11 protein-coding genes, 2 tRNA genes and 2 rRNA genes are annotated in these 20,972 nt (G+C 57.9%); 4 read left to right on the forward strand and 11 right to left on the reverse strand.

Annotation, left to right across the window (positions count from 1 at the left end; translation table 11 throughout):
* Positions 1-8: 8 nt before the first annotated feature.
* Positions 9-1,535 (reverse strand): CoA-acylating methylmalonate-semialdehyde dehydrogenase, encoded by a 1,527-nt coding sequence (locus tag ACZZ0D_RS20530; protein ID WP_463554140.1) that lies wholly within the window; start codon positions 1,533-1,535, stop codon positions 9-11.
* 149 nt (positions 1,536-1,684) lie between these two features.
* Between ACZZ0D_RS20530 and ACZZ0D_RS20535 the strand changes: the two genes are divergently transcribed.
* From ACZZ0D_RS20535 to ACZZ0D_RS20550, 4 genes are all read left to right on the forward strand, one after another.
* A complete protein-coding gene (locus ACZZ0D_RS20535; RefSeq protein ID WP_463554141.1) occupies positions 1,685-2,632 on the forward strand; it encodes a LysR family transcriptional regulator in 948 nt (315 codons plus the stop codon).
* Between the two features lie 229 nt (positions 2,633-2,861).
* Positions 2,862-4,010 carry a hypothetical protein gene (locus tag ACZZ0D_RS20540; protein ID WP_463554142.1) on the forward strand — a complete coding sequence of 383 codons (1,149 nt, stop codon included), beginning with the start codon at positions 2,862-2,864 and terminating at the stop codon, positions 4,008-4,010.
* Complete coding sequence (locus tag ACZZ0D_RS20545) at positions 4,007-4,396, forward strand: hypothetical protein (RefSeq protein ID WP_463554143.1); 390 nt, start codon at positions 4,007-4,009, stop codon at positions 4,394-4,396. The genes ACZZ0D_RS20540 and ACZZ0D_RS20545 overlap by 4 nt, the downstream gene beginning before the upstream one ends.
* A gap of 150 nt (positions 4,397-4,546) precedes the next feature.
* Entirely contained in the window at positions 4,547-4,930 is a 384-nt protein-coding gene (locus ACZZ0D_RS20550; protein WP_463554144.1) for a hypothetical protein, read from the forward strand.
* Between the two features lie 498 nt (positions 4,931-5,428).
* Here ACZZ0D_RS20550 and ACZZ0D_RS20555 read toward each other — a convergent pair whose 3' ends face one another.
* From ACZZ0D_RS20555 to ACZZ0D_RS20600, 10 genes are all read right to left on the reverse strand, one after another.
* Positions 5,429-5,881 carry an OmpA family protein gene (locus ACZZ0D_RS20555; RefSeq protein ID WP_463554826.1) on the reverse strand — a complete coding sequence of 151 codons (453 nt, stop codon included), beginning with the start codon at positions 5,879-5,881 and terminating at the stop codon, positions 5,429-5,431.
* Between the two features lie 47 nt (positions 5,882-5,928).
* Positions 5,929-7,197: a diguanylate cyclase domain-containing protein gene (locus ACZZ0D_RS20560; protein ID WP_463554145.1), complete on the reverse strand. Its 1,269-nt coding sequence runs from the start codon at positions 7,195-7,197 to the stop codon at positions 5,929-5,931.
* Positions 7,194-7,769, reverse strand: coding sequence for a YfiR family protein (locus ACZZ0D_RS20565; RefSeq protein ID WP_463554146.1), 576 nt, complete (start codon positions 7,767-7,769; stop codon positions 7,194-7,196). The genes ACZZ0D_RS20560 and ACZZ0D_RS20565 overlap by 4 nt, the downstream gene beginning before the upstream one ends.
* Positions 7,770-7,888: 119 nt before the next feature.
* A complete protein-coding gene (gene recD / locus ACZZ0D_RS20570; protein WP_463554147.1) occupies positions 7,889-9,997 on the reverse strand; it encodes an exodeoxyribonuclease V subunit alpha in 2,109 nt (702 codons plus the stop codon).
* Complete coding sequence (gene recB, locus ACZZ0D_RS20575; protein ID WP_463554148.1) at positions 9,994-13,683, reverse strand: exodeoxyribonuclease V subunit beta; 3,690 nt, start codon at positions 13,681-13,683, stop codon at positions 9,994-9,996. The genes recD and recB overlap by 4 nt, the downstream gene beginning before the upstream one ends.
* Positions 13,680-17,132, reverse strand: a complete 3,453-nt coding sequence (gene recC, locus ACZZ0D_RS20580) for an exodeoxyribonuclease V subunit gamma (protein WP_463554149.1) — start codon at positions 17,130-17,132, stop codon at positions 13,680-13,682. The genes recB and recC overlap by 4 nt, the downstream gene beginning before the upstream one ends.
* A gap of 154 nt (positions 17,133-17,286) precedes the next feature.
* Positions 17,287-17,402 (reverse strand): 5S ribosomal RNA (rrf, locus tag ACZZ0D_RS20585).
* Between the two features lie 171 nt (positions 17,403-17,573).
* Positions 17,574-20,470: ribosomal RNA gene (locus ACZZ0D_RS20590) — 23S ribosomal RNA — on the reverse strand.
* A gap of 247 nt (positions 20,471-20,717) precedes the next feature.
* A tRNA-Ala gene (locus ACZZ0D_RS20595) sits at positions 20,718-20,793 on the reverse strand.
* 30 nt (positions 20,794-20,823) lie between these two features.
* Positions 20,824-20,900, reverse strand: a tRNA-Ile gene (locus tag ACZZ0D_RS20600).
* Positions 20,901-20,972 lie beyond the last annotated feature (72 nt).

The raw sequence follows: 20,972 nt of genomic DNA on the forward strand, positions 1-20,972 counted from the left end.
GCCGATCCTCAGCGCAGGTTGATGGTGGTGTTCACGCCGTCGTTGACGCTGTCGTCGTCGAACCAGCGCGCCGTGACCGTTTTGGTCTGCGTGTAGAACTGCACCACTTGCTTGCCGTACGGGCCGAGGTCGCCGAGTTTCGAACCGCGCGAACCGGTGAAACTGAAAAACGGCACTGGCACCGGAATCGGGATGTTGATGCCGACCTGACCGACGTCGATTTCCGTCTGGAATTTACGTGCCGCTGCGCCGCTCTGGGTGAACAGGCCGGTGCCGTTGCCGAACGGATTGGCGTTGACCAGCGCAATCGCCTGATCAAGGGTGTCGACTTCCAGCACCACCAGCACCGGGCCGAAGATTTCCTGGGTGTAGATCTGCATGTCGGTGGTCACGCCCGAGAACAGGGTCGGGCCAACAAAGTTGCCTTGCTCGTAACCCGGCACCTTGACGTCGCGCCCGTCAAGTTCCAGCTTGGCGCCTTCCTTGATGCCGCTTTCGATCAGGTCGAGAATTCGTGCCTTGGCTTTTTTCGAGATCACCGGGCCAACGTCGGTGCCCGGCTCGCTGCCAGCGTTGACGGTAAGTTTCTGCGCCAGCGCTTTCAGATCCGGCAACCATTGTTTCGCCGCACCAACCAGCACCACCACCGAAGTGGCCATGCAGCGTTGCCCGGCCGCACCGAAACCGGCGCCGACCAAGGCATTCAGCGCTTGCTCGCGATTGGCGTCGGCCAGCACCACAGCGTGGTTTTTCGCGCCCATCATCGATTGCACGCGTTTGCCGTGCTTACCGGCCAAATCGTAAACGTGAGTCCCAACAGCGGTCGAACCGACGAAGGACACCGCTTTGATGTCCTTGTGCGTGCACAGGCCATCGACCACGTCTTTACCGCCATGAACCACATTCAACACGCCCGCCGGAACGCCCGCCTCGACCGCCAGCTCAACCAGCAACATGGTCGACAGCGGATCCTGCTCCGAAGGCTTCAACACAAACGTATTGCCGCAAGCGATGGCCATCGGGAACATCCACAGCGGAATCATCGCCGGGAAGTTGAACGGTGTGATGCCGGCGCAAACACCGATTGGCTGGCGCAAGGTGTAGGTATCAACGCCGCCGGCGACGTTCTCGGCGAATTCGCCCATTTGCAGAGTGCCAATGGAGCAGGCGTGCTCGACCACTTCCAGACCACGGAAAATATCGCCCTCGGCGTCGGCAATGGTTTTGCCCTGCTCGGCGCTGAGCACCACGGCGATGCGTTTGGAGTGTTCGCGGATCAGCGCTTGCAGCTTGAGCATGATGCGCATCCGCGCGCCGATCGGAGTCAGTTTCCAGGTCTGGAAGGCACGCTGTGCGGCGCTGACGGCGGCATCGACTTCAGCGGCGGTGGCGAACGGGACTCTGGCCAGCACTTGCTGAGTGGCCGGGTTGATGATGTCGTGCCATTCGGTGGTTTGCGACTCGACCCATTCGCCGTCGATCAGCAGCTTGACCTTCTGCAGCGTGGTTTCGTTGGGCGTAAGCGATGCGTTCATGCTGGTCTCCGAAACTTGTTTTTATCGTAGGAGCCAAGGCGAAAGGTTCGCCTTGAGATGAGGCGTGTGTCACGAATTGGTTGTCGGACTGTTTTTGGAGTATAGATGTGCAAACTTCTAATAAGAACGCACATAAAAGCCCGTCCATCATGCAAAAAAACATCACCTCTCTAGGCTCGCTGAACTGGGACGACCTCAAGTTTTTCCTCGAAGTCGCCCGCACCCGCAAGGCCAGCACAGCCGCCAAACGGCTCGCCGTCGACTACACCACGGTGTCGCGACGGATCAGTTCGCTGGAAGCGGCGCTCGGCACGCTGCTGTTTGAAAAGTCGCGCACCAGCGGTTTCGTCCTGACCGCTGAAGGCCAGCGTTTGCTGGGTTATGCCGAGTCGATTGAAAGCACGTTGCACATGGCTTGCGAGCAGGTCTCCGGCTCCGGCGTCGCCTTGTCCGGCCACGTGCGCATGGGCTGCACCGAAGGTTTCGGCAGCTTTTTCATCACCCCGCAACTGAGCCATTTCGTCGACGCCTACCCGGCGATCTCGGTGGACATCCTGCCGCTGCCGCACTTCATCAGCCTGTCCAAGCGCGAGGCCGACATCGTCATCGCCCTCGAACGCCCGGAGCACGGGCCGTACGTCTGCTGCAAACTCTGCGACTACCGCTTGCAGCTCTACGCCACCCAGGACTACCTCGACAAACACCCACCGATCCGCCGCCCGGCAGATTTGGGCAAGCATCAATTCATCAGTTATGTGGACGATCTGGCGTTCAGCTCGGAGCTGCTCTACCTGGCCAACGTGCTGCCCGGTGCCCACGCAAATTTGCGCAGCACCAGCGTGATCGCGCAATTCGTCGCAGCGCAGCAAGGCCGCTCACTAGCGATTCTGCCGTGCTTCCTCGCCGCGCAGGATCCGCGCTTGCTGCCGGTGCTGCCGGAGGAAATCAACATCACCCGGCAGTTCTGGATGTACTGCCGAGAGGATCTGCGGAAGTTGAAGCGGATTACTTTGTTGTGGGATTACATCCGCGAGGTGACTGAACAGAATCAGGGTCTGTTGATGGGTGAGACCCGCGAGATGCAGTTTTCTGACTGAAAATTTCAAGGAATCAGGTGACCGGACCGTAACGAAGTAAGCAGGTTTTGCTGAGGATTTGTAACAGGACTTGGAACGCAACTTGTAACACCTCGACACCGACATGCAAGCAGTGTCATTCGGTCAGGCTTTTGGGATTTATCCTACAGCCATCTCTAGAGCCTCCTAGTAACGTCAGGCTACCCCAGCTTCAAGCCGGGATTTCCCCAAGGACGAACAAGGATGCCCCATGAGCGGATACGGAAACGTTCCAAAGCCTGCCCTGCCCAACCAACCAAAGAACAAGACGTATAGCGGTGTTGAGCCTGTTGACCTGCACGCAAAGCATTGGGCGGAATATCCAGAACTCCCAGAAGAAAAGCCCGTTGAAGCAAAAGAAGTGGCCGAACCCGGCTTTTACATCGTGCAAGAGACAATGCCGCGATCCGCGCTCGAAGCAGCCCTCTTCGATAAACCGGATGGAGCCACGCTAGAGAAATTCAAGCGACTCAACCCGCACCTGACAGGCTACGCCAAACCGGGCCAACTTATTGTCTTGAGCGACCCGAACAATCAGCAGTGCACACGCGAAGAAGCATTGCTGACTGAGGCAGCCCAGAAAGTCGAGGCGGCACTCATACCCATGAGCGACGAAGAAGCCAGCTTCATGATGCACCATAGGGACGTTATCGAATCTATCTTGTCGCAAGGATCGACATCCATCGGTGTCGGCGAATCAATTTTCGCCAAGAATCTGGAAGACGTGAAAACGTCGCTGAAGGATATCGAAGCACTGCACCAGAAAAGCTTTCAACGTGACGGGCATTTACGTAGCCCCGAGTTCTTCGCTGAGCGATCAAGACTGTTTGCTCGTCTAGATAGACAACTCACTGGGCTGACCAGAAAAGGTATTGGCTTCCCTGACCATCCGAGCCTAAAGACAGCACTAGGAATTTCCAGCAGAAGCTTGGTTCACCATTGGAGCTTGGCGGGCGCCCCAAGCCAGATTCCCGGTTATGCTACTCACTCGGAAGGTGTCGCCAAAGCAGCCAAATTTGTGAAGTACGGCGGATGGATTGGTACAGCTGTAGGAGGTGGGGCGTCATACATGAAGGTTCAGGATGTGTGCACAACTGGCAATATGGAAGCCTGTAGAAAAATCAAGTTTACAGAATCCGGAAGTTTCATTGGCGGAGTAGCTGGTGGGGCAGCGACAGGGGCAGCATTAACGGGTACGGCGGTAAGTGCCATCTGTGTCGGGCTAGGTGTTCCAACAGGCGGTGTTGCGACATTACTCTGCGGTCTTGTCGTCGTCGGGGCAGGTTCTTATGCGGGAGGCGCACTTGCAGGAGCAGGTGGACAGGAACTAGGCGAAGTCATATACGAGGCGGTCAAATGAGTACTGCTGCATTTGTAGTGGGCTGGCTCTGCGGAGCAGTTCTCCTAGGCATGATTGCTTGGATTGCGATATGCCTGCATCTGGCGTACACGCGAATAGACGGCATATTAGAACACCTGAAGAACTGCACGGCTGTGACGGATCGAGCACCACTTAGGCACGGCGGCCCGTGGGGAAAGCTACTTCTAGTTGGTGGCATATCAGGCATTGTGACGTTCCCGAATTTCTTCGTTAAAAGAGGAGAAGTGGACACTAACGACCTACAGAAACTTCCTTCAAACATCCGACGAAAGCTTGTCTTTTTGCAGTGGAGCGTATGGGGGCTGATAGGGGCAATGGCTGTATTCGTCGCCCTCTCCAAGATAATTAAGGCGTACAACCTTTAGGGGATCCGTCACGGATAGCTGCCCGCCTACTGGCGGGCTAGGTACTCTCGCTTGCGGCGTTGTAGTCGTAGCGGCAGGCTCATTTGCTGGCGGGGCAGTGGGCGGGTCTGGCGGTGAAATGTTCGGCGAAATGATTTATGAGGTTACTAAATGAATACCGCTGAACTCATCGTTGGTGGATTGTGCGGTGTAGTGATTATCTCGATGATCATCTGGATGGGAATAGCTCTCTACATTGCAAACACCAAGATGGACTTGATACTTGAGCATCTCAAGAATAGCTCCGCTGGCACTAGGTTGGCCGCACTGAAACACGGGGGAGCGTGGGGGAAATTGCTTTTGGTTGGCGGTGCGTCTGGACTCGTCACGTTTGCGAATTTTTATACACGGCGTGGCACCCTCAGCACACAGGATGTAAGCGGCTTCCCTGTCCCTCTCAAGAAAAACCTCGTCTTGATGCAATGGAGTGCGATAGGGCTACTCTCCGCGATGACCGTGCTTGCCGCTGTGGGTAAGTCGGGAGTGCTCAAGTGACTTACGTATCCATGAGAACTGCATCGCCCTTGGCTTAGCGGGCTTTTCGAATGTTCGACTCTGGCCGCTTCCTGTCGAGCTTGGATCCATTCGGCAAACTTTCCATCTTTTATTCCGTTAGCGCTTGTGCAGGATTTATTACCCTCCTTCACATACTCGCTTTTGCCTCCTACACAGGACGCCGAGTACGTCTTGGTGATACGCACCCATTTCCCCTTCTTCTCCAAGGCTTCGACGCCCTCTCTGAACATCAGTCGTCCCGCCACCCCGCATTCGGACGAGGGGCAAGTATGTCTGTCAGTGCGATCTGTGGTGACCCACAATTGATTGTCAGCCATCGCCCCCAACGAGAACGCCTGAAGGGCGGCGTATATTGAAAATCCGAGAATGAAACGTCCTTTATTCAATGCAAAACTCCTTGTGGGATTACATCCGCTCGGTCACTGAACAGAATCAGGGTCTGTTAATGGGCAAGACCCGCGAAATGCAGTTCGCCGATTAATCAGCGCTGACCACGATCGCCACCCGGCGGTTTTCCGTGCGGCCGGCGGCGGTGCTGTTGGAAGCCACCGGGTCTTTGCTGCCCAGGCCTTGCAGCTGGATGTTCTCTTGCTTCATGCCGACGGTACTGAGCACGGCGGCGACACTTTTCGCACGGCGCAGCGACAGTTGCTGGTTGTAGGTTTCTTTGCCCGATGCATCGGTGTGGCCATCGACCCGCACGCGTTCAATGCCGACACCGAGCAAGGCTTTGCCGATGCGCTCGACGATTTCGGTGCTTTGTTTGTTCAGGCTTTCGACGTCGCTGCCAAACAGCACTTTACCCGACAGGCCAAATTCCCAGCCCTCATCAGTCAGCTCGAACCCTTGTTGTTTGAGCACGGCGACTTGCGCCGGCGTCAGGCCTTTTTGCGGCGCGGTCTGGCAACCGGTCAGGGCCAGCACGGCCATCAACAGCACAGCGGAGAACAATCGAAATGGAAGTTTGAACACGGGAATCAGCTCCTGGTTTGAACGGGATCGACCGGGTGCTCCGACCCGGCCGTGAATTGCGCGCCACGGGAGAGGCGCTTGGCTTGATACATCGCCGCGTCGGCAGCGTTGAGCAGGGCGCCGGGGGTGGCGCCATGATCAGGGAAAACCGCGATGCCGATACTGAGCGACGTCACGACACTGGTGTCGCCCGGCAATGCGATGGGCGTGTCCATGCTGGCGAGAATCTTGTCGGCAATGCGTTCGGCATCTTCGATCTTGTGCAACGGCGTGAGCAGCACGGCGAACTCGTCACCGCCCAATCGCGCGACCAGATCCTCTTCACGCAACTGCGCGCGGACACGATTGGCAATCGCCACCAGCACAGCATCGCCGGCGGCATGGCCGAAATTGTCATTGATGCCTTTGAAACGGTCGCTGTCGAGAAACAGCACCGCCACGCGCTCGTTGAGCTTGCCGCCATTACGCAGGGCACGCATCAGGCGGCCCTCGAAAAAGGCGCGATTGGGCAGACCGGTGAGGCTGTCGTGGCTGGCCTGGTGCGCGAGGGTTTCGTTTTCGCTTTGCAGGTTACTTTGCCAGGACTCGAGTTCGTCGAGCAGGGCATTGAAGTCGTTGCCGAGGTTGTCCAGCTCGGCGATTTGCGCCGGTGGCACGCGGCGATCCAGCGCCCGTTCGCTGCGTGCGGCGTGGGCCACGGTGGCGAGGCTGCGCAGCGGGCCGATGATTTCACGCAGTTGCCGGCGCGCCAGATAGATCGCCACAAAAGCGCTGATCGCGGTGCAAAGAATGATCCCCGCCAGACCGCTCAGCAGAAAGCGCATCAGGCTGCCGCCGTGTCCGGTGAGCAGGATGCGGCCGATTTCATGCTCTTGATGCACGATCGGCAGGCTGATCGGTTTTTCCAGAAGGGCGCGGGTGATCTGCATTTCCAGATCGGAGAACAGGCCGTTTTCCGCGCGATGCCAGCGCGCCAGCAATTTCCCCTGAGCGTCCAGTACTTGCGCGTCGGCGACTTCTTCGGTCGAGGCGATCATTTCCAGCGCTTCCGTCGCCGCCGCTTTGTCGTTGAACACCACCGCGGCTTCCACGGTGTAGCTGATCGAACGGGCGATCAGATGCAAGTTATGGTCGGCATAAACCCGCAGCGCCAAAACACCGAGCAGCGTCAGCGAGACACTGGCCATCGCTACCGCCAGTAATGCCACGGTTAAATGTCCACGGCCCAGTACCGAGCCCAACGTGGGGCGCTTATTCGATCTGAACAATTTCATGGGGCCGCCGATTTACGGCGCGACAACTGCAGCACGCTCGGGTGAATGCGCACGCCACTGCGGGCAACGGAATCGAGATTGACTTCAAAGGACACCTGCTCGTCACCGACGCGCAGGCAGAACAGACTGCCGACCGTGCATTGGTCGTCGGCTTCGCTGATGCTAAGCACCGGGTGTCCGATCAATGCGGCGAACAGGCGACTGCGCTCATCGGCGGTGAGCTTGCCGATGTACACGGCATTGCATTCGCTGACGATGGCCGAGTTATCGGCCAGCAAGCGGCGCACGACAACCGGTCGGCCGGTGGCTTGAGTGGTGCCTTTGACCAGGTCGTCGGTGTATTCGGTGGGGCCGACGATGCACAGACGCAATTGCGCAGGCTCTACCGGCCAGCGAGCATAACTGAGGATGCCCAGCACGACTTGGGTGACAGATTTGGCGCGTTGTTCGGCCATGCCCGTCGGCGCTTGCGGTTGTGCGACGGCCACGCTCGTCAACAACCAGAGCAGGCCGACAAGCAACGCGTGCCTGCAGCCAACCACGCGCTCTGCCGCCCAGACAGACACCTTCATGCAGGGATTCTCTTGGATCTTACCGAAATGATGCCGCAACGATAGCACAGCGGCGAATAGCCAGCGAGGCAGCGACCTCTGACTGGTCGGTCAGAAACCGCTGGCCATCATCGCAGTTTTCATCCAGGAGACTGGTTGCCCTCCTCCAGCTCCAACATCAGTCCGCTGAGGCGTTTGACCTTGCGTTGTACGGCCTCTTCAAATACCCCGGCACGCGGCTCGATCAGGGTGAACCAGTGCTTGGCGCGGGTGATTCCGGTGTAGATCAACTCCTTGGTCAGCACCGGATTCAAGGCATCCGGCAGGATCAACGCGGTGTGGGCGAACTCAGAGCCCTGAGATTTGTGTACGGTCATGGCGTACACGGTTTCCACATCGTTGAGTCGGCTCGGCAGGACGAAACGCACGCCGCCCTGACCGTCATTGCGCGGAAACGCCACGCGCAGCACCGGTTTGCCGGCGTCGGGCCCTTCACGTTCCGGCAGTTTGAGGGCGATGCCGATGTCGCCGTTCATCAAGCCCAGGCCGTAGTCGTTGCGGGTCATCAACACCGGCCGGCCTTCGTACCATTGCTGGTCATGCTCGATCAGCCGGGCCTTGAGCAACGCGGCGGTGATGCGCTGGTTCAAACCTTCAACGCCCCACGGGCCTTTGCGTACCGCGCACAACAACTGGAAGGTGTCGAACGCCTGCAAGACGTCGCGGGCCCAGAGAATCCAGTCCGGATGTTCCAGCGGTTTGCCAGATGCAGGGCGTTGATTGCGCAGCACGCTCAGGTAATGCCGATACCCCTGCGGGCCCTCGCCATGACCGTCGAGCAGCAGCCGCTCGAGTTTGTGATCGTGCTCGCCCTTGAGCGGCAGCGAAAACACATCGTCATAGTGCCCCGCCGCGAGCAATTGCCGCGCCTCTTCCGGGAGCTGTTGATTGACCCGCCGCGCCAGTTGACCGATGCCGCTGCCCTCACCGAAACGCCGCGAGTGACGCAACATCACCACTTGCTGAGCCAGCGGATGCGTGCCGTCGAAATCTTCGTGCAGACCACTGTCCTGCAACGACTCACCGCTGACCGACTCCAGCCATTGGCGGGTTTGCCGGTTGTACCAGCCGCCCTCGGCATCGCGGCACAGATCACCCAGCACCGCACCTGCCTCCACGGACGCCAACTGATCCTTGTCGCCGAGCAACACCAGTCGCGCATGGGCCGGCAAGGCGTCGAGCAGATTGGCCATCATTTCCAGGTCGATCATCGAGGCTTCGTCGACCACCAGCACATCCAGCGGTAAACGATTTCCGGCGTGATGGCGGAAATGTCGGGTGCCCGGACGACTGCCGAGCAAACGGTGCACGGTGGTCACGTCACAGGGAATTTTCGCCCGCACGTCTTCGCTGACTTTCAGCGATTGCACTTGCTGGCTGATCGACTCGGTCAAGCGTGCGGCGGCTTTACCGGTGGGCGCTGCCAGGCGAATGCGCAACGGATGGCCGGCCTCCACCGCCGGCGCCTGCAGCAATGCCAGCAAACGCACGACGGTGGTGGTTTTACCGGTACCGGGGCCGCCGGTGACGATGCTGAAGGCACCGCGCGTGGCGAGCGCACAAGCGAGCTTTTGCCAGTCGATGACCTCGTCGGAATTGGCTGAACCGAACAGCTCATTGAGGCGCTGCGGCAGATCGGCCGGCGTCGCTTCGGATTGGGCGAGACGCTGGCGCAACGCGGAATCGATACGCCGCTCGTAAGCCCAGTAGCGCCGCAAGTACAGACGTTTCGAGGACAACACCAGCGGGCGTTGCTGAGCTTCTTCACTGGTATCGGCAGCCAGGGCGACCAAAGCGCTGCCCGCCAGAGCCTTGCACCAATGAGCACCGTCGAGCGCCTCAAGCAATTGCGAAGGCAGCAACAAGACGCCACCCTGCACATCGCCTTCGGGCGGCAATGACAGCGCAAAGTCCGGCGCTTTGAGGGTTTCAAACAGATCCAGACAAACGTGACCATGGCCGAGTTGATGGCTGGTCAGCGCCGCCGCGAGCAACACCAGCGGATCGGTGTCCGGTTCGAGCTCATGCAGAAACGCGACGAATGCCTTGTCTAGTGCACGCAGCCAGCCGCGCTCGACCCAGCGGGTGAGCAAGAGCAACAAGTCTTCGGCGCGGGTCAGCGGCGAAAGTCTCGACAGGCTGTCGGCGGCCAAAGGCGTCGGCAGCAGATCGGCGAAGGTGCGGCTCATAGCAAGACTCCCTGTTCCCACGCGGGTTCGGCCTTGGGCTCGGGTTTGCCCTGAAACAGCCGATCCAGACGTTCGATCAATTCACGGGGTGGCCGGGCGAAGTACACCCCGCGACTGTCTGCGCGGGTGCCACGCAGGAAAAGATAAAGCGCGCCACCGACGTGCCGGTCGTAGTCATAGTCGGGCAACCGCGCCTTGAGCTGACGGTGCAAGGCCAACAGGTACAAGACGTATTGCAGGTCGTAACGGTTGTCGAGAATCGACTGCTCCATGGCTTGCTCGGTGTAGGCGAAATCATCGACGCCCAGCCAGTTGGATTTGTAGTCGGCCACGTAGTAACGGCCATCGTGTTCGAAGGTCAGGTCGATAAAACCCTTGAACATGCCGTTGAGTTGCACCGGTTCGGCGGCCACCCGCGCCACGCCGTTGTGGGTGTGCTGACGTACCAGCTCATCGAGTTTGAGCACGTCGACTTTATGGCTGGCGAACCAGAATTCCATCTCGACGCGATACTGCGTTAACTGCTCAAGCACCACCGGCGGTTGGCCGGCGCCGATCGGCAGCGGCGATTTGAGGAGGTGTTGCAACCAGTCGCTCAACGTGGTGATCCAGCCTTCCCAGCCGCGCAGGTTGCAACGCCGGCCGATCGCGTCTTCCACGGCTTTGGGCGTGACGGCGAAACCGTCATCCCCTGCCCACTCCAGCAAACCGTGAAGGAATGTCCCGGGGTTGGGGCCACGCGGGAAGCGATGGATATCGGCACCGCCAGCGATGATTTCGCGTGGTGCATCCGGATCGAGGCGTTCGTCATCGAAGAGTTTTTGCGCTTGCGGACTGTCCGGCGCCTCATCGCTGCCGACGCTCAATACGTCGCTGATGCGCAGCGCACTGTACGAGGCGATCCACCAGTTCTCGCTGGCCTTGCGCTTGGGCACAAGCGTGGCGCTGAGAACCGCTTCGTTGCGCGCAGGTTCGTAATGTTCGGCGCTGGCCGGCGGCATTTCACCGACACTGATCGCCGGGCAGTCCTGCTGCAAATCTCGCAGCCAGCTATTCAAACCGCTGGACTCACCCAACGACGCACCACCGCCCAATAAATAGCCCAGCGCAGAAAGGTGCAGCACCGAACTGTTGTTATTGCCGCGTTTTAGATCGGTTACGCCCAACCAGCAGGCGTGTTGCGCACGCGTCAGCGCTACATAAAGCAAACGCAGGTCTTCAGCCAGACGCTCGTCATCGGCCAACGCAATCAGCTCGGGCGTCGGCTTCAGACTCAATTGCGCGTTACCTGTTGCGTCGTGGTAATGCAGCGGCAAGCGACTACCGTCGACCGGTTTGGCCGAGCAGATGAACGGCAGGAACACCAACGGATATTCCAGGCCTTTCGATTTGTGGATGGTCACCACTTTGACCAATTGCTCATCACTTTCGAGGCGCAGAATCTGTTCTTCGCCGGCCTGCCCGGACAAGGCCAGCAGCTCGGCCAGATGCCGGATCAGCGCTTGTTCGCCGTCGAGCTCAGCAGCGGCTTGCTGCATCAATTCGGACAAGTGCAGCAAGTTAGTCAGCACGCGCTCACCATCGCTGCGGGCAATCAATGTCTGCGGCAAATGGAAGTCATGCAGCAGACGCCGCAGCATCGGCAGCACGCCCTGTTTGCGCCACAACTCGCGATAGCCACGGAACTGCATGACGCGGGATTCCCACACCAGTTCGTCCTGATTCAGACGCTCCAGTTCGGCCAGCGGCAGGTTCAGCGTGATGCAGGCCAGCGCGGCTTTCAGAGAACGTTCAACGTCAGGCTCGGCGCAGGCCTTGAGCCAGGACAGCAAGTCTCGGGCCTCCTGCGCGGCAAACACGGAATCCTTGTCGGACAGATAAACGCTGCGCACGCCACGAGCGGCCAGCTCACCGCGTACGGCCTGCGCCTCTTTGCCGTCGCGAACCAGAATCGCGATGTCGGAAGGTCGCAGGCCTTTGAAGTCTTTGCCGTCCTGCACAAATCCGGCCTGACCGGTTTGCCCGCCATTGAGCAACGCGGTGATTTCGCTGGCGCAGGCGGCAGCCAGTTGTTGGCGATACACCGCGCCGGACAACGGCTGATCGCTGGACAGCTGCCAGACGTTCAGCGCCGCAACTTTCTGCCCGGCAATTTGCAGGTGTTCTTTGCGGCCCTGTGAGTCGACGGGTTGAAACGGTACCGGGTTCTCGCCACTTTTCTCGCGGAACAAAAACGCGCCGCGTCCCAGCTCGCGGGCCTCGGCGCGTTCGAATACGTGATTGACCGCTGTCACCATGCCGTGACTGGAACGGAAGTTGGTGCCCAGGGTATGCAAGCGGCCGGTCGTAGCCTTGCGCGCGCGCAGATAGGTATAGATGTCCGCACCACGGAAGGCGTAGATCGCCTGCTTGGGATCGCCGATCAGAAACAGGCCAGTGTCAGGACTGTTTTCCTCGATGCGATAGATGCTTTCGAAGATCCGGTACTGCACCGGATCGGTGTCCTGGAATTCGTCGATCAGCGCTACCGGGAACTGCTCGCGAATCAGCGTTGCGAGACGCTCGCCACCTTCTGATTGCAGCGCGGCATCGAGTCGCAGCAGCATGTCGTCGAAGCCCATTTCGGCGCGGCGACGCTTCTCTTCTTCGAAGCGCGCGCCCACCCATTTCGCGGCGTGCTGCAGGACGGCGGCGTCTGGCGTGGGCAAGCCATCCAGACTCGACTTGAGTGCGGGCATGGCATCCAGCCCCGGATGACTCGGGGCCTGACCTTTCCACGCTTCGGCCATGCCGTCGGGGGTCAGTCGGGTGAAGCCGGTGCCGATATCCAGTTGCTCCATGGATTCATCTTCGGCCCAGCTTTTAAGCTTCTCGAACCAAGGTTCAAAGTAGCGCGCCTGCATCTTGCGACCGTCGACGGTTTTGCTGGCAACGCCTTGATGACAGATGGCGAGCAACTCATCGGCCCACTGCCGCCAAGGCATTTTCAGCTCGACCAATGCTGCGCGACGCTCCAGCAAGCATTCCTCGATCAGCTCGGCGGGAGCCTTGCCTTCGTCGCTGTCGCGCTCGCTGGCGAACAGTCCACGGACACGCGGCAACAGCGCTGCCGGCCCACCCCAATTGTTGCGAACCCAGTTCAGCGCATCGCCCTGCATCGGGTAGCAGAACAGCCGCCAGTAATCGCGCAGCACTTCACCGAGCAGATCGCTGTGATCGGTTTCCAGCGATTGAGTAAACAGGCTGCCGCTGTCGAATGCGTGCTCGCGCAGCATGCGCTGGCACCAACTGTGAATCGTAGAAACGGCGGCCTCGTCCATCCATTGCGCAGCGATGTCCAGACGATTGGCGCAGCCGGGCCATTGCTGTGGCTCGAACTGTTCGCGCAGTTCGGCGATGAGCGCGTCAGGCGCAGGCGTCTCGTCGCGGAAGAATCGCGCGGCTTCGGCCAGACGCGTGCGGATCCGCTCACGCAGTTCTTTGGTCGCCGCGTCCGTGAAGGTCACAACGAGAATTTGCGGTGGCAGCAGGTCGCGACCGAAGCCATTGGTGTCGCCGCCGTGACCAAGGATCAGCCGCAGATAGAGTGCAGAAATGGTGAAGGTCTTGCCGGTGCCGGCGCTGGCTTCGATCAGTTGGCTGCCGTGCAGCGGAAAGGCCAGTGCCAGTGGAGTTTTGCTACTCATGCGCGCGCTCCTTCACTGGACAAGGAACGCCAAGGCGCTTCCAGCAGTGGTCGATAGAGCGCGTCGCACCAACCAGAAAATGTTTCATCGGCGAGCAAGGCATCGAAGTCGACAAACTGTCGAGACAAGGCCGGGCTTTCGCGGCGCTCACCTTCACTGGTCTGGCCGTCACCTTCGTACGCTTTGCGCGCGGCGGCTTCGGCCTTGAGCGGGTCGGTCTGGGACAGCCAGGCGAACGCAGTTTTTACTGCGATCGGCAGTGGTTGGCGCATGTCGGACTGCCAAGCGAGCAGCAGATCGCTGAGGATGCGAACTGCGCGGTCTTTTTCCATGGGCTCCAGCAGCAACGAATCGTCGCTGGCCACCAACGCAGTGGTCAACGAAAGCCCGCTGGCACAGGCCACCAGATGGTTGACCCACGGCTTGGTCAGCCGATGCCATTTGCGGCTTTTGATCGAGCCGATACTGTTGGGAATGGTTGTGACCGATAGCAGACCACCATCGGCGCGCTCATGCAAACCTGAGAGCCAGCCCTCAAGGCGCAAGCCCTGCAATTCAAGGCTGATCGGAATTGCGCTGGTCAGCGGGGTCGGCCACAACGTCAGCAGTTGTTGGTAGCGTTGCAGCAAGTCCGGCAGCGGCTCGATCAGCTCGCGTTGCAGGCATTCGCCAAAACCAGCCATTGGCAGCAGACCACTGTTTTGCAGGCGACGGGCCTGAGATTCGAGGGCCTGATCGATATTGTCCGGCTGCCTCATTGCGGCTTCGAGCAGACTGTCGCTGAGCGTGTAGCGCTGCAAAGCGTCGAGCACGAACGGCTCTTCGTCCGCGAGCGGCGCCTCGGCGGCTTCGAAATAGACCTTGAGGCGTTGGGTAAAAAAGTGTCGAACCGGGTTGCGCAGGAAGTCCTGTAACAGGGCGAGGGTCAACGGTTCCTCTTGGACATAGGGCGCAAGCAGTTCCACAGCGGTTTGAGATCCGTGCTGTTGGTGCAGCACCTGCCATTCGCTGGCATAGCTGAAGAGCTGATCGCCCTCATGAAAATAGCGCGCACTGAACGGTTGCAACGGATGCTCCTCGGTCATGGCGCTCACAATATCCTGGGTCTCGTCGAGCAATCGCCAGCCGCTGGCGAGGTGATCGCGTAACTGGCCGATCAGCACCGAAGCAGGCCGCTCGCTGTTGTCGCGAATGCTGCGGCCGACCCAACTGATGTAGAGCTGATTGCGCGCGGACAGCAATGCTTCGAGCAACAGATAACGGTCATCCTCACGCCGCGAACGGTCGCCGGGACGGTAATCGCCGCCCATCAAATCGAAGTCGAGCGGCGGTTGTGCACGCGGATAATCGCCATCGTTCATCCCCAGCAGGCAGACCAGTTTGAACGGGATCGCACGCATGGGCATCAGCGTGCAAAAGTTCACCGCACCGGCGAGGAAACGCTGCGATAAACGCCCCTGATCCAGACCGGCGAGCCAGGCTTCACGGACGACAGTCAGCGGTAACTCATCGTCGAGACCGACGGCCTCGCACGTCTCCAGCCAGGTTTCGCGCAGTTCTTCGAGTTGGGTAAGCAAATAGTCATCGTGCTCGTTGCTGGCTTTGAAGAACAATTGCATCAGCGCTTGCAACCGGTAGCCCCACTCTTTGGGTTGAGCCGGTTGCATCAATTCCTGATGAGCGAGTTCCAAGGCATCGAGCAGTGCCACCAATGGCCCGATCAACGCGGCGTCCAGTCCGCCGATTTCATCGTAGGGTTCGATACCGGCGCAGGCATTCGCACTGCCGACGGCGTAACCCAGCAGCATCCGGCGCAGGCCGAAGTGCCAGCTGTTCTGCTCCAGCTCATCCGGCAAACCGAGGCCTGCGCGTTGTTCGGCGCTCATGCCCCAACGCACACCGGCGCCTTCGATCCAGCGATGCAGCGTCGGCAGGTCGCGCTCTTCCACACCGAAACGAGCGCGCAGTGCAGGAACGTCGAGCAGGTCGAGGATTTCGCTGACAGGGAAGCGGCTGTCTGGCAGCTTTAGCAGGTGCTCGACTGCAATCAGCAAGGGGTCACGGCCGCGTTGGCCCTGATCCGCCAAGGTGAATGGAATGAATCGCGGATCAGGGCGATCGAGCTGACCGAATACGGCGCGGATGTGCGGCGCGTAGCTGTCGATGTCCGGCACCATCACGATTACATCCCTAGGACGTAATTCGGGATCGGCGCTGAAGCGCGCGAGGAGTTGGTCGTGAAGAACTTCCACTTCACGCTGGGCGCTGTGTGCAATGTGAAAACGGATCGAATGGTCTTGTATCAGATCGACAGCTGGCCAGATCTCGCGTGTCTCATTGAGCGGGCGAAGTTCGAGGATGTCGTTCTGGAGTTGGTTGAGCAGGTTCTCGGGTTGAGTGTCGCTGAACAGATCGATGCGACCATCCCGGAAAGCCGCGCGATAACTGTTGGGATCGTCGTAGCTGTCGAGCAGGTTGATGTAGTCGCGGCCCTGCTTGCCCCATGCAGCTAGCAGCGGATGGGCGTGTTGGTGCAATGCGTCCGGATCGAGTACGACGGGCATACCGCTCTTGCGTGCCTGGCGTTTGTACTGGTGTCGCAGCAGATCCTTATCGGCAACGATATCGGCCCAATGGTGGCGACATGGATTGTGCACACAAAGCAGAACCTGACTGAAACGTGCAAGCCCGGCCAATGCTTCGAGCACTTGAGCGGGCAACGAAGAAATCCCGAAAACGATCACTCGCGAGGGCAGGCCGGCGGGTGCCTCTGTGAGGGTGTTGATGCGCTCGATAAATCGTTGATGAACACCGGCGCGACTTTGCGCCATGCCTTGTTCACCGACATCCTCCAGCAGCGCACGCCACAGTTCAGCCTGCCAGCAGCTCGCGGGCGCCAGTGGCTTTATTTCACCTCGGACATTTCGGATTTGGTGCAGTCCTTCGGCCCAATCTTCGAGCCAGTCGGCCCGATAGACCTGGTACTGGTCAAAGAGATCCGCCAGTCGCTCGGACAACTGGTAACGCTTACGCAAGTCAGTGTCGTGAGTGAGGAAGCGCTGCAACGGCTCGAAATGCGGGCGCTCGATCACTTGAGGTAGCAAGCGCATCAGGCGCCAGGTCAGCGGGGCTTTATCGAGCAGGGATTTCGGTGGGATTTCTTCGCGGCCCAACACCATCCGGTACAGCTGCCACATGAAGCTGCCGGGCAGTTGCACATCGATAGCAGCGGCAATACCGCAGCCACCGAGGTCATCTTCTTCAGGGTCTTCAGCCAAGGCCAATTTGAGCCACTGGGCGATGCCGTTGCTTTGTACGAGGGCAATTTCGTTTTCCAAGGGCGCCAGTGGATAGCGCCGCATTATGCTGATCACCAGGCTGCGCAGTTCGTCCAGGCTATTGCTCTGAACCACCATGAATGCAGCGTTGAGGGACTGGGCGCCCGGCATAAAGAATTCCTTGGAAAAGTGCGAAAGCCAGGGCAGAACCTTAGCATTGTCAGCAGGTTGTGACAGCCGGACGACGCCGTTGAATGCTGTAGGAACTTTCCTGCGGGCAAAACAAAACCCCAACTGCTTTCGCAATTGGGGTTTCGGAATTTAATCTTGACGATGACCTACTCTCACATGGGGAAACCCCACACTACCATCGGCGATGCATCGTTTCACTGCTGAGTTCGGGATGGGATCAGGTGGTTCCAACGCTCTATGGTCGTCAAGAAATTCGGGTACTGAATCGTGACCAGATGGCCTCGCTTCAGCAAATTGGGTATGTGATAGCTTTCGGTGTTTTGTGAACATCGAACTTTCGGTTCGTTTCGTCTTCACACACCGCAATCTGGTGCTCTTTCGCTTTTCAGCTTCGAAGCAAGCAAATTGCTTGGGTGTTATATGGTCAAGCCTCACGGGCAATTAGTATTGGTTAGCTCAACGCCTCACAGCGCTTACACACCCAACCTATCAACGTCGTAGTCTTCGACGGCCCTTCAGGGAACTCAAGGTTCCAGTGAGATCTCATCTTGAGGCTAGTTTCCCGCTTAGATGCTTTCAGCGGTTATCTATTCCGAACATAGCTACCCGGCAATGCCACTGGCGTGACAACCGGAACACCAGAGGTTCGTCCACTCCGGTCCGTCTCGTACTAGGAGCAGCCCCTCTCAAATCTCAAACGTCCACGGCAGATAGGGACCGAACTGTCTCACGACGTTCTAAACCCAGCTCGCGTACCACTTTAAATGGCGAACAGCCATACCCTTGGGACCGGCTTCAGCCCCAGGATGTGATGAGCCGACATCGAGGTGCCAAACACCGCCGTCGATATGAACTCTTGGGCGGTATCAGCCTGTTATCCCCGGAGTACCTTTTATCCGTTGAGCGATGGCCCTTCCATACAGAACCACCGGATCACTAAGACCTACTTTCGTACCTGCTCGACGTGTCTGTCTCGCAGTCAAGCGCGCTTTTGCCTTTATACTCTACGACCGATTTCCGACCGGTCTGAGCGCACCTTCGTACTCCTCCGTTACTCTTTAGGAGGAGACCGCCCCAGTCAAACTACCCACCATACACTGTCCTCGATCCGGATAACGGACCTGAGTTAGAACCTCAAAGTTGCCAGGGTGGTATTTCAAGGTTGGCTCCACGCGAACTGGCGTCCACGCTTCAAAGCCTCCCACCTATCCTACACAAGCAAATTCAAAGTCCAGTGCAAAGCTATAGTAAAGGTTCACGGGGTCTTTCCGTCTAGCCGCGGATACACTGCATCTTCACAGCGATTTCAATTTCACTGAGTCTCGGGTGGAGACAGCGCCGCCATCGTTACGCCATTCGTGCAGGTCGGAACTTACCCGACAAGGAATTTCGCTACCTTAGGACCGTTATAGTTACGGCCGCCGTTTACCGGGGCTTCGATCAAGAGCTTCGCGTTAGCTAACCCCATCAATTAACCTTCCGGCACCGGGCAGGCGTCACACCCTATACGTCCACTTTCGTGTTTGCAGAGTGCTGTGTTTTTAATAAACAGTCGCAGCGGCCTGGTATCTTCGACCGGCATGAGCTTACGGAGCAAGTCCTTCACCCTCACCGGCGCACCTTCTCCCGAAGTTACGGTGCCATTTTGCCTAGTTCCTTCACCCGAGTTCTCTCAAGCGCCTTGGTATTCTCTACCCAACCACCTGTGTCGGTTTGGGGTACGGTTCCTGGTTACCTGAAGCTTAGAAGCTTTTCTTGGAAGCATGGCATCAACCACTTCGTGTTCTAAAAGAACACTCGTCATCAGCTCTCGGCCTTAAGATCCCGGATTTACCTAAGATCTCAGCCTACCACCTTAAACTTGGACAACCAACGCCAAGCTGGCCTAGCCTTCTCCGTCCCTCCATCGCAATAACCAGAAGTACAGGAATATTAACCTGTTTTCCATCGACTACGCTTTTCAGCCTCGCCTTAGGGACCGACTAACCCTGCGTCGATTAACGTTGCGCAGGAAACCTTGGTCTTTCGGCGTGGGTGTTTTTCACACCCATTGTCGTTACTCATGTCAGCATTCGCACTTCTGATACCTCCAGCAAGCTTCTCAACTCACCTTCACAGGCTTACAGAACGCTCCTCTACCGCATCACCCGAAGGTGATACCCGTAGCTTCGGTGTATGGTTTGAGCCCCGTTACATCTTCCGCGCAGGCCGACTCGACTAGTGAGCTATTACGCTTTCTTTAAAGGGTGGCTGCTTCTAAGCCAACCTCCTAGCTGTCTAAGCCTTCCCACATCGTTTCCCACTTAACCATAACTTTGGGACCTTAGCTGACGGTCTGGGTTGTTTCCCTTTTCACGACGGACGTTAGCACCCGCCGTGTGTCTCCCATGCTCGGCACTTGTAGGTATTCGGAGTTTGCATCGGTTTGGTAAGTCGGGATGACCCCCTAGCCGAAACAGTGCTCTACCCCCTACAGTGATACATGAGGCGCTACCTAAATAGCTTTCGAGGAGAACCAGCTATCTCCGAGCTTGATTAGCCTTTCACTCCGATCCACAGGTCATCCGCTAACTTTTCAACGGTAGTCGGTTCGGCTCTTCCAGTTAGTGTTACCCAACCTTCAACCTGCCCATGGATAGATCGCCCGGTTTCGGGTCTATTCCCAGCGACTAGACGCCCTATTAAGACTCGCTTTCGCTACGCCTCCCCTATTCGGTTAAGCTCGCCACTGAAAATAAGTCGCTGACCCATTATACAAAAGGTACGCAGTCACAGAACAAAGTCTGCTCCCACTGCTTGTACGCATACGGTTTCAGGATCTATTTCACTCCCCTCTCCGGGGTTCTTTTCGCCTTTCCCTCACGGTACTAGTTCACTATCGGTCAGTCAGTAGTATTTAGCCTTGGAGGATCTGCCCCCCCATATTCAGACAAAGTTTCTCGTGCTCCGTCCTACTCGATTTCATGACTAAGAGATTTTCGCGTACAGGGCTATCACCCACTATGGCCGCACTTTCCAGAGCGTTCCGCTAATCTCAAAGCCACTTAAGGGCTAGTCCCCGTTCGCTCGCCACTACTAAGGGAATCTCGGTTGATTTCTTTTCCTCAGGGTACTTAGATGTTTCAGTTCCCCTGGTTCGCCTCTTGCACCTATGTATTCAGTACAAGATAACCATCTTATGATGGCTGGGTTCCCCCATTCAGACATCTCCGGATCAAAGTCTGTTTGCCGACTCCCCGAAGCTTTTCGCAGGCTACCACGTCTTTCATCGCCTCTGACTGCCAAGGCATCCACCGTATGCGCTTCTTCACTTGACCATATAACCCCAAGCAATCTGGTTATACTGTGAAGACGACATTCGCCGAAAATTCGAATTTCTCAACTAAGAGAACTCACAAATTTTACCTTAGCCTGATCCGTTACCAGTGAAAGTAACGTTCAGTCTATCTTTCTATCACATACCCAAATTTTTAAAGAACGAACTAGTCAAAGACTAGAAATCAACATTCATCATCACAGCGATGGAATGCTCATTTCTAAGCTTTCAAACTTCAGAAGCAGTAGTGGTGGAGCCAAACGGGATCGAACCGTTGACCTCCTGCGTGCAAGGCAGGCGCTCTCCCAGCTGAGCTATGGCCCCGTATTTCTACAGGCGTTTCCCACACAAAATTGGTGGGTCTGGGCAGATTCGAACTGCCGACCTCACCCTTATCAGGGGTGCGCTCTAACCAACTGAGCTACAGACCCAATTTCGGGCTGCTTCTTTCGTCTTCTTCAATGAATCAAGCAATTCGTGTGGGAGCTCATGGAGCAGCTGAT

This window comes from Pseudomonas sp. AC193 (genome assembly GCF_979258075.1).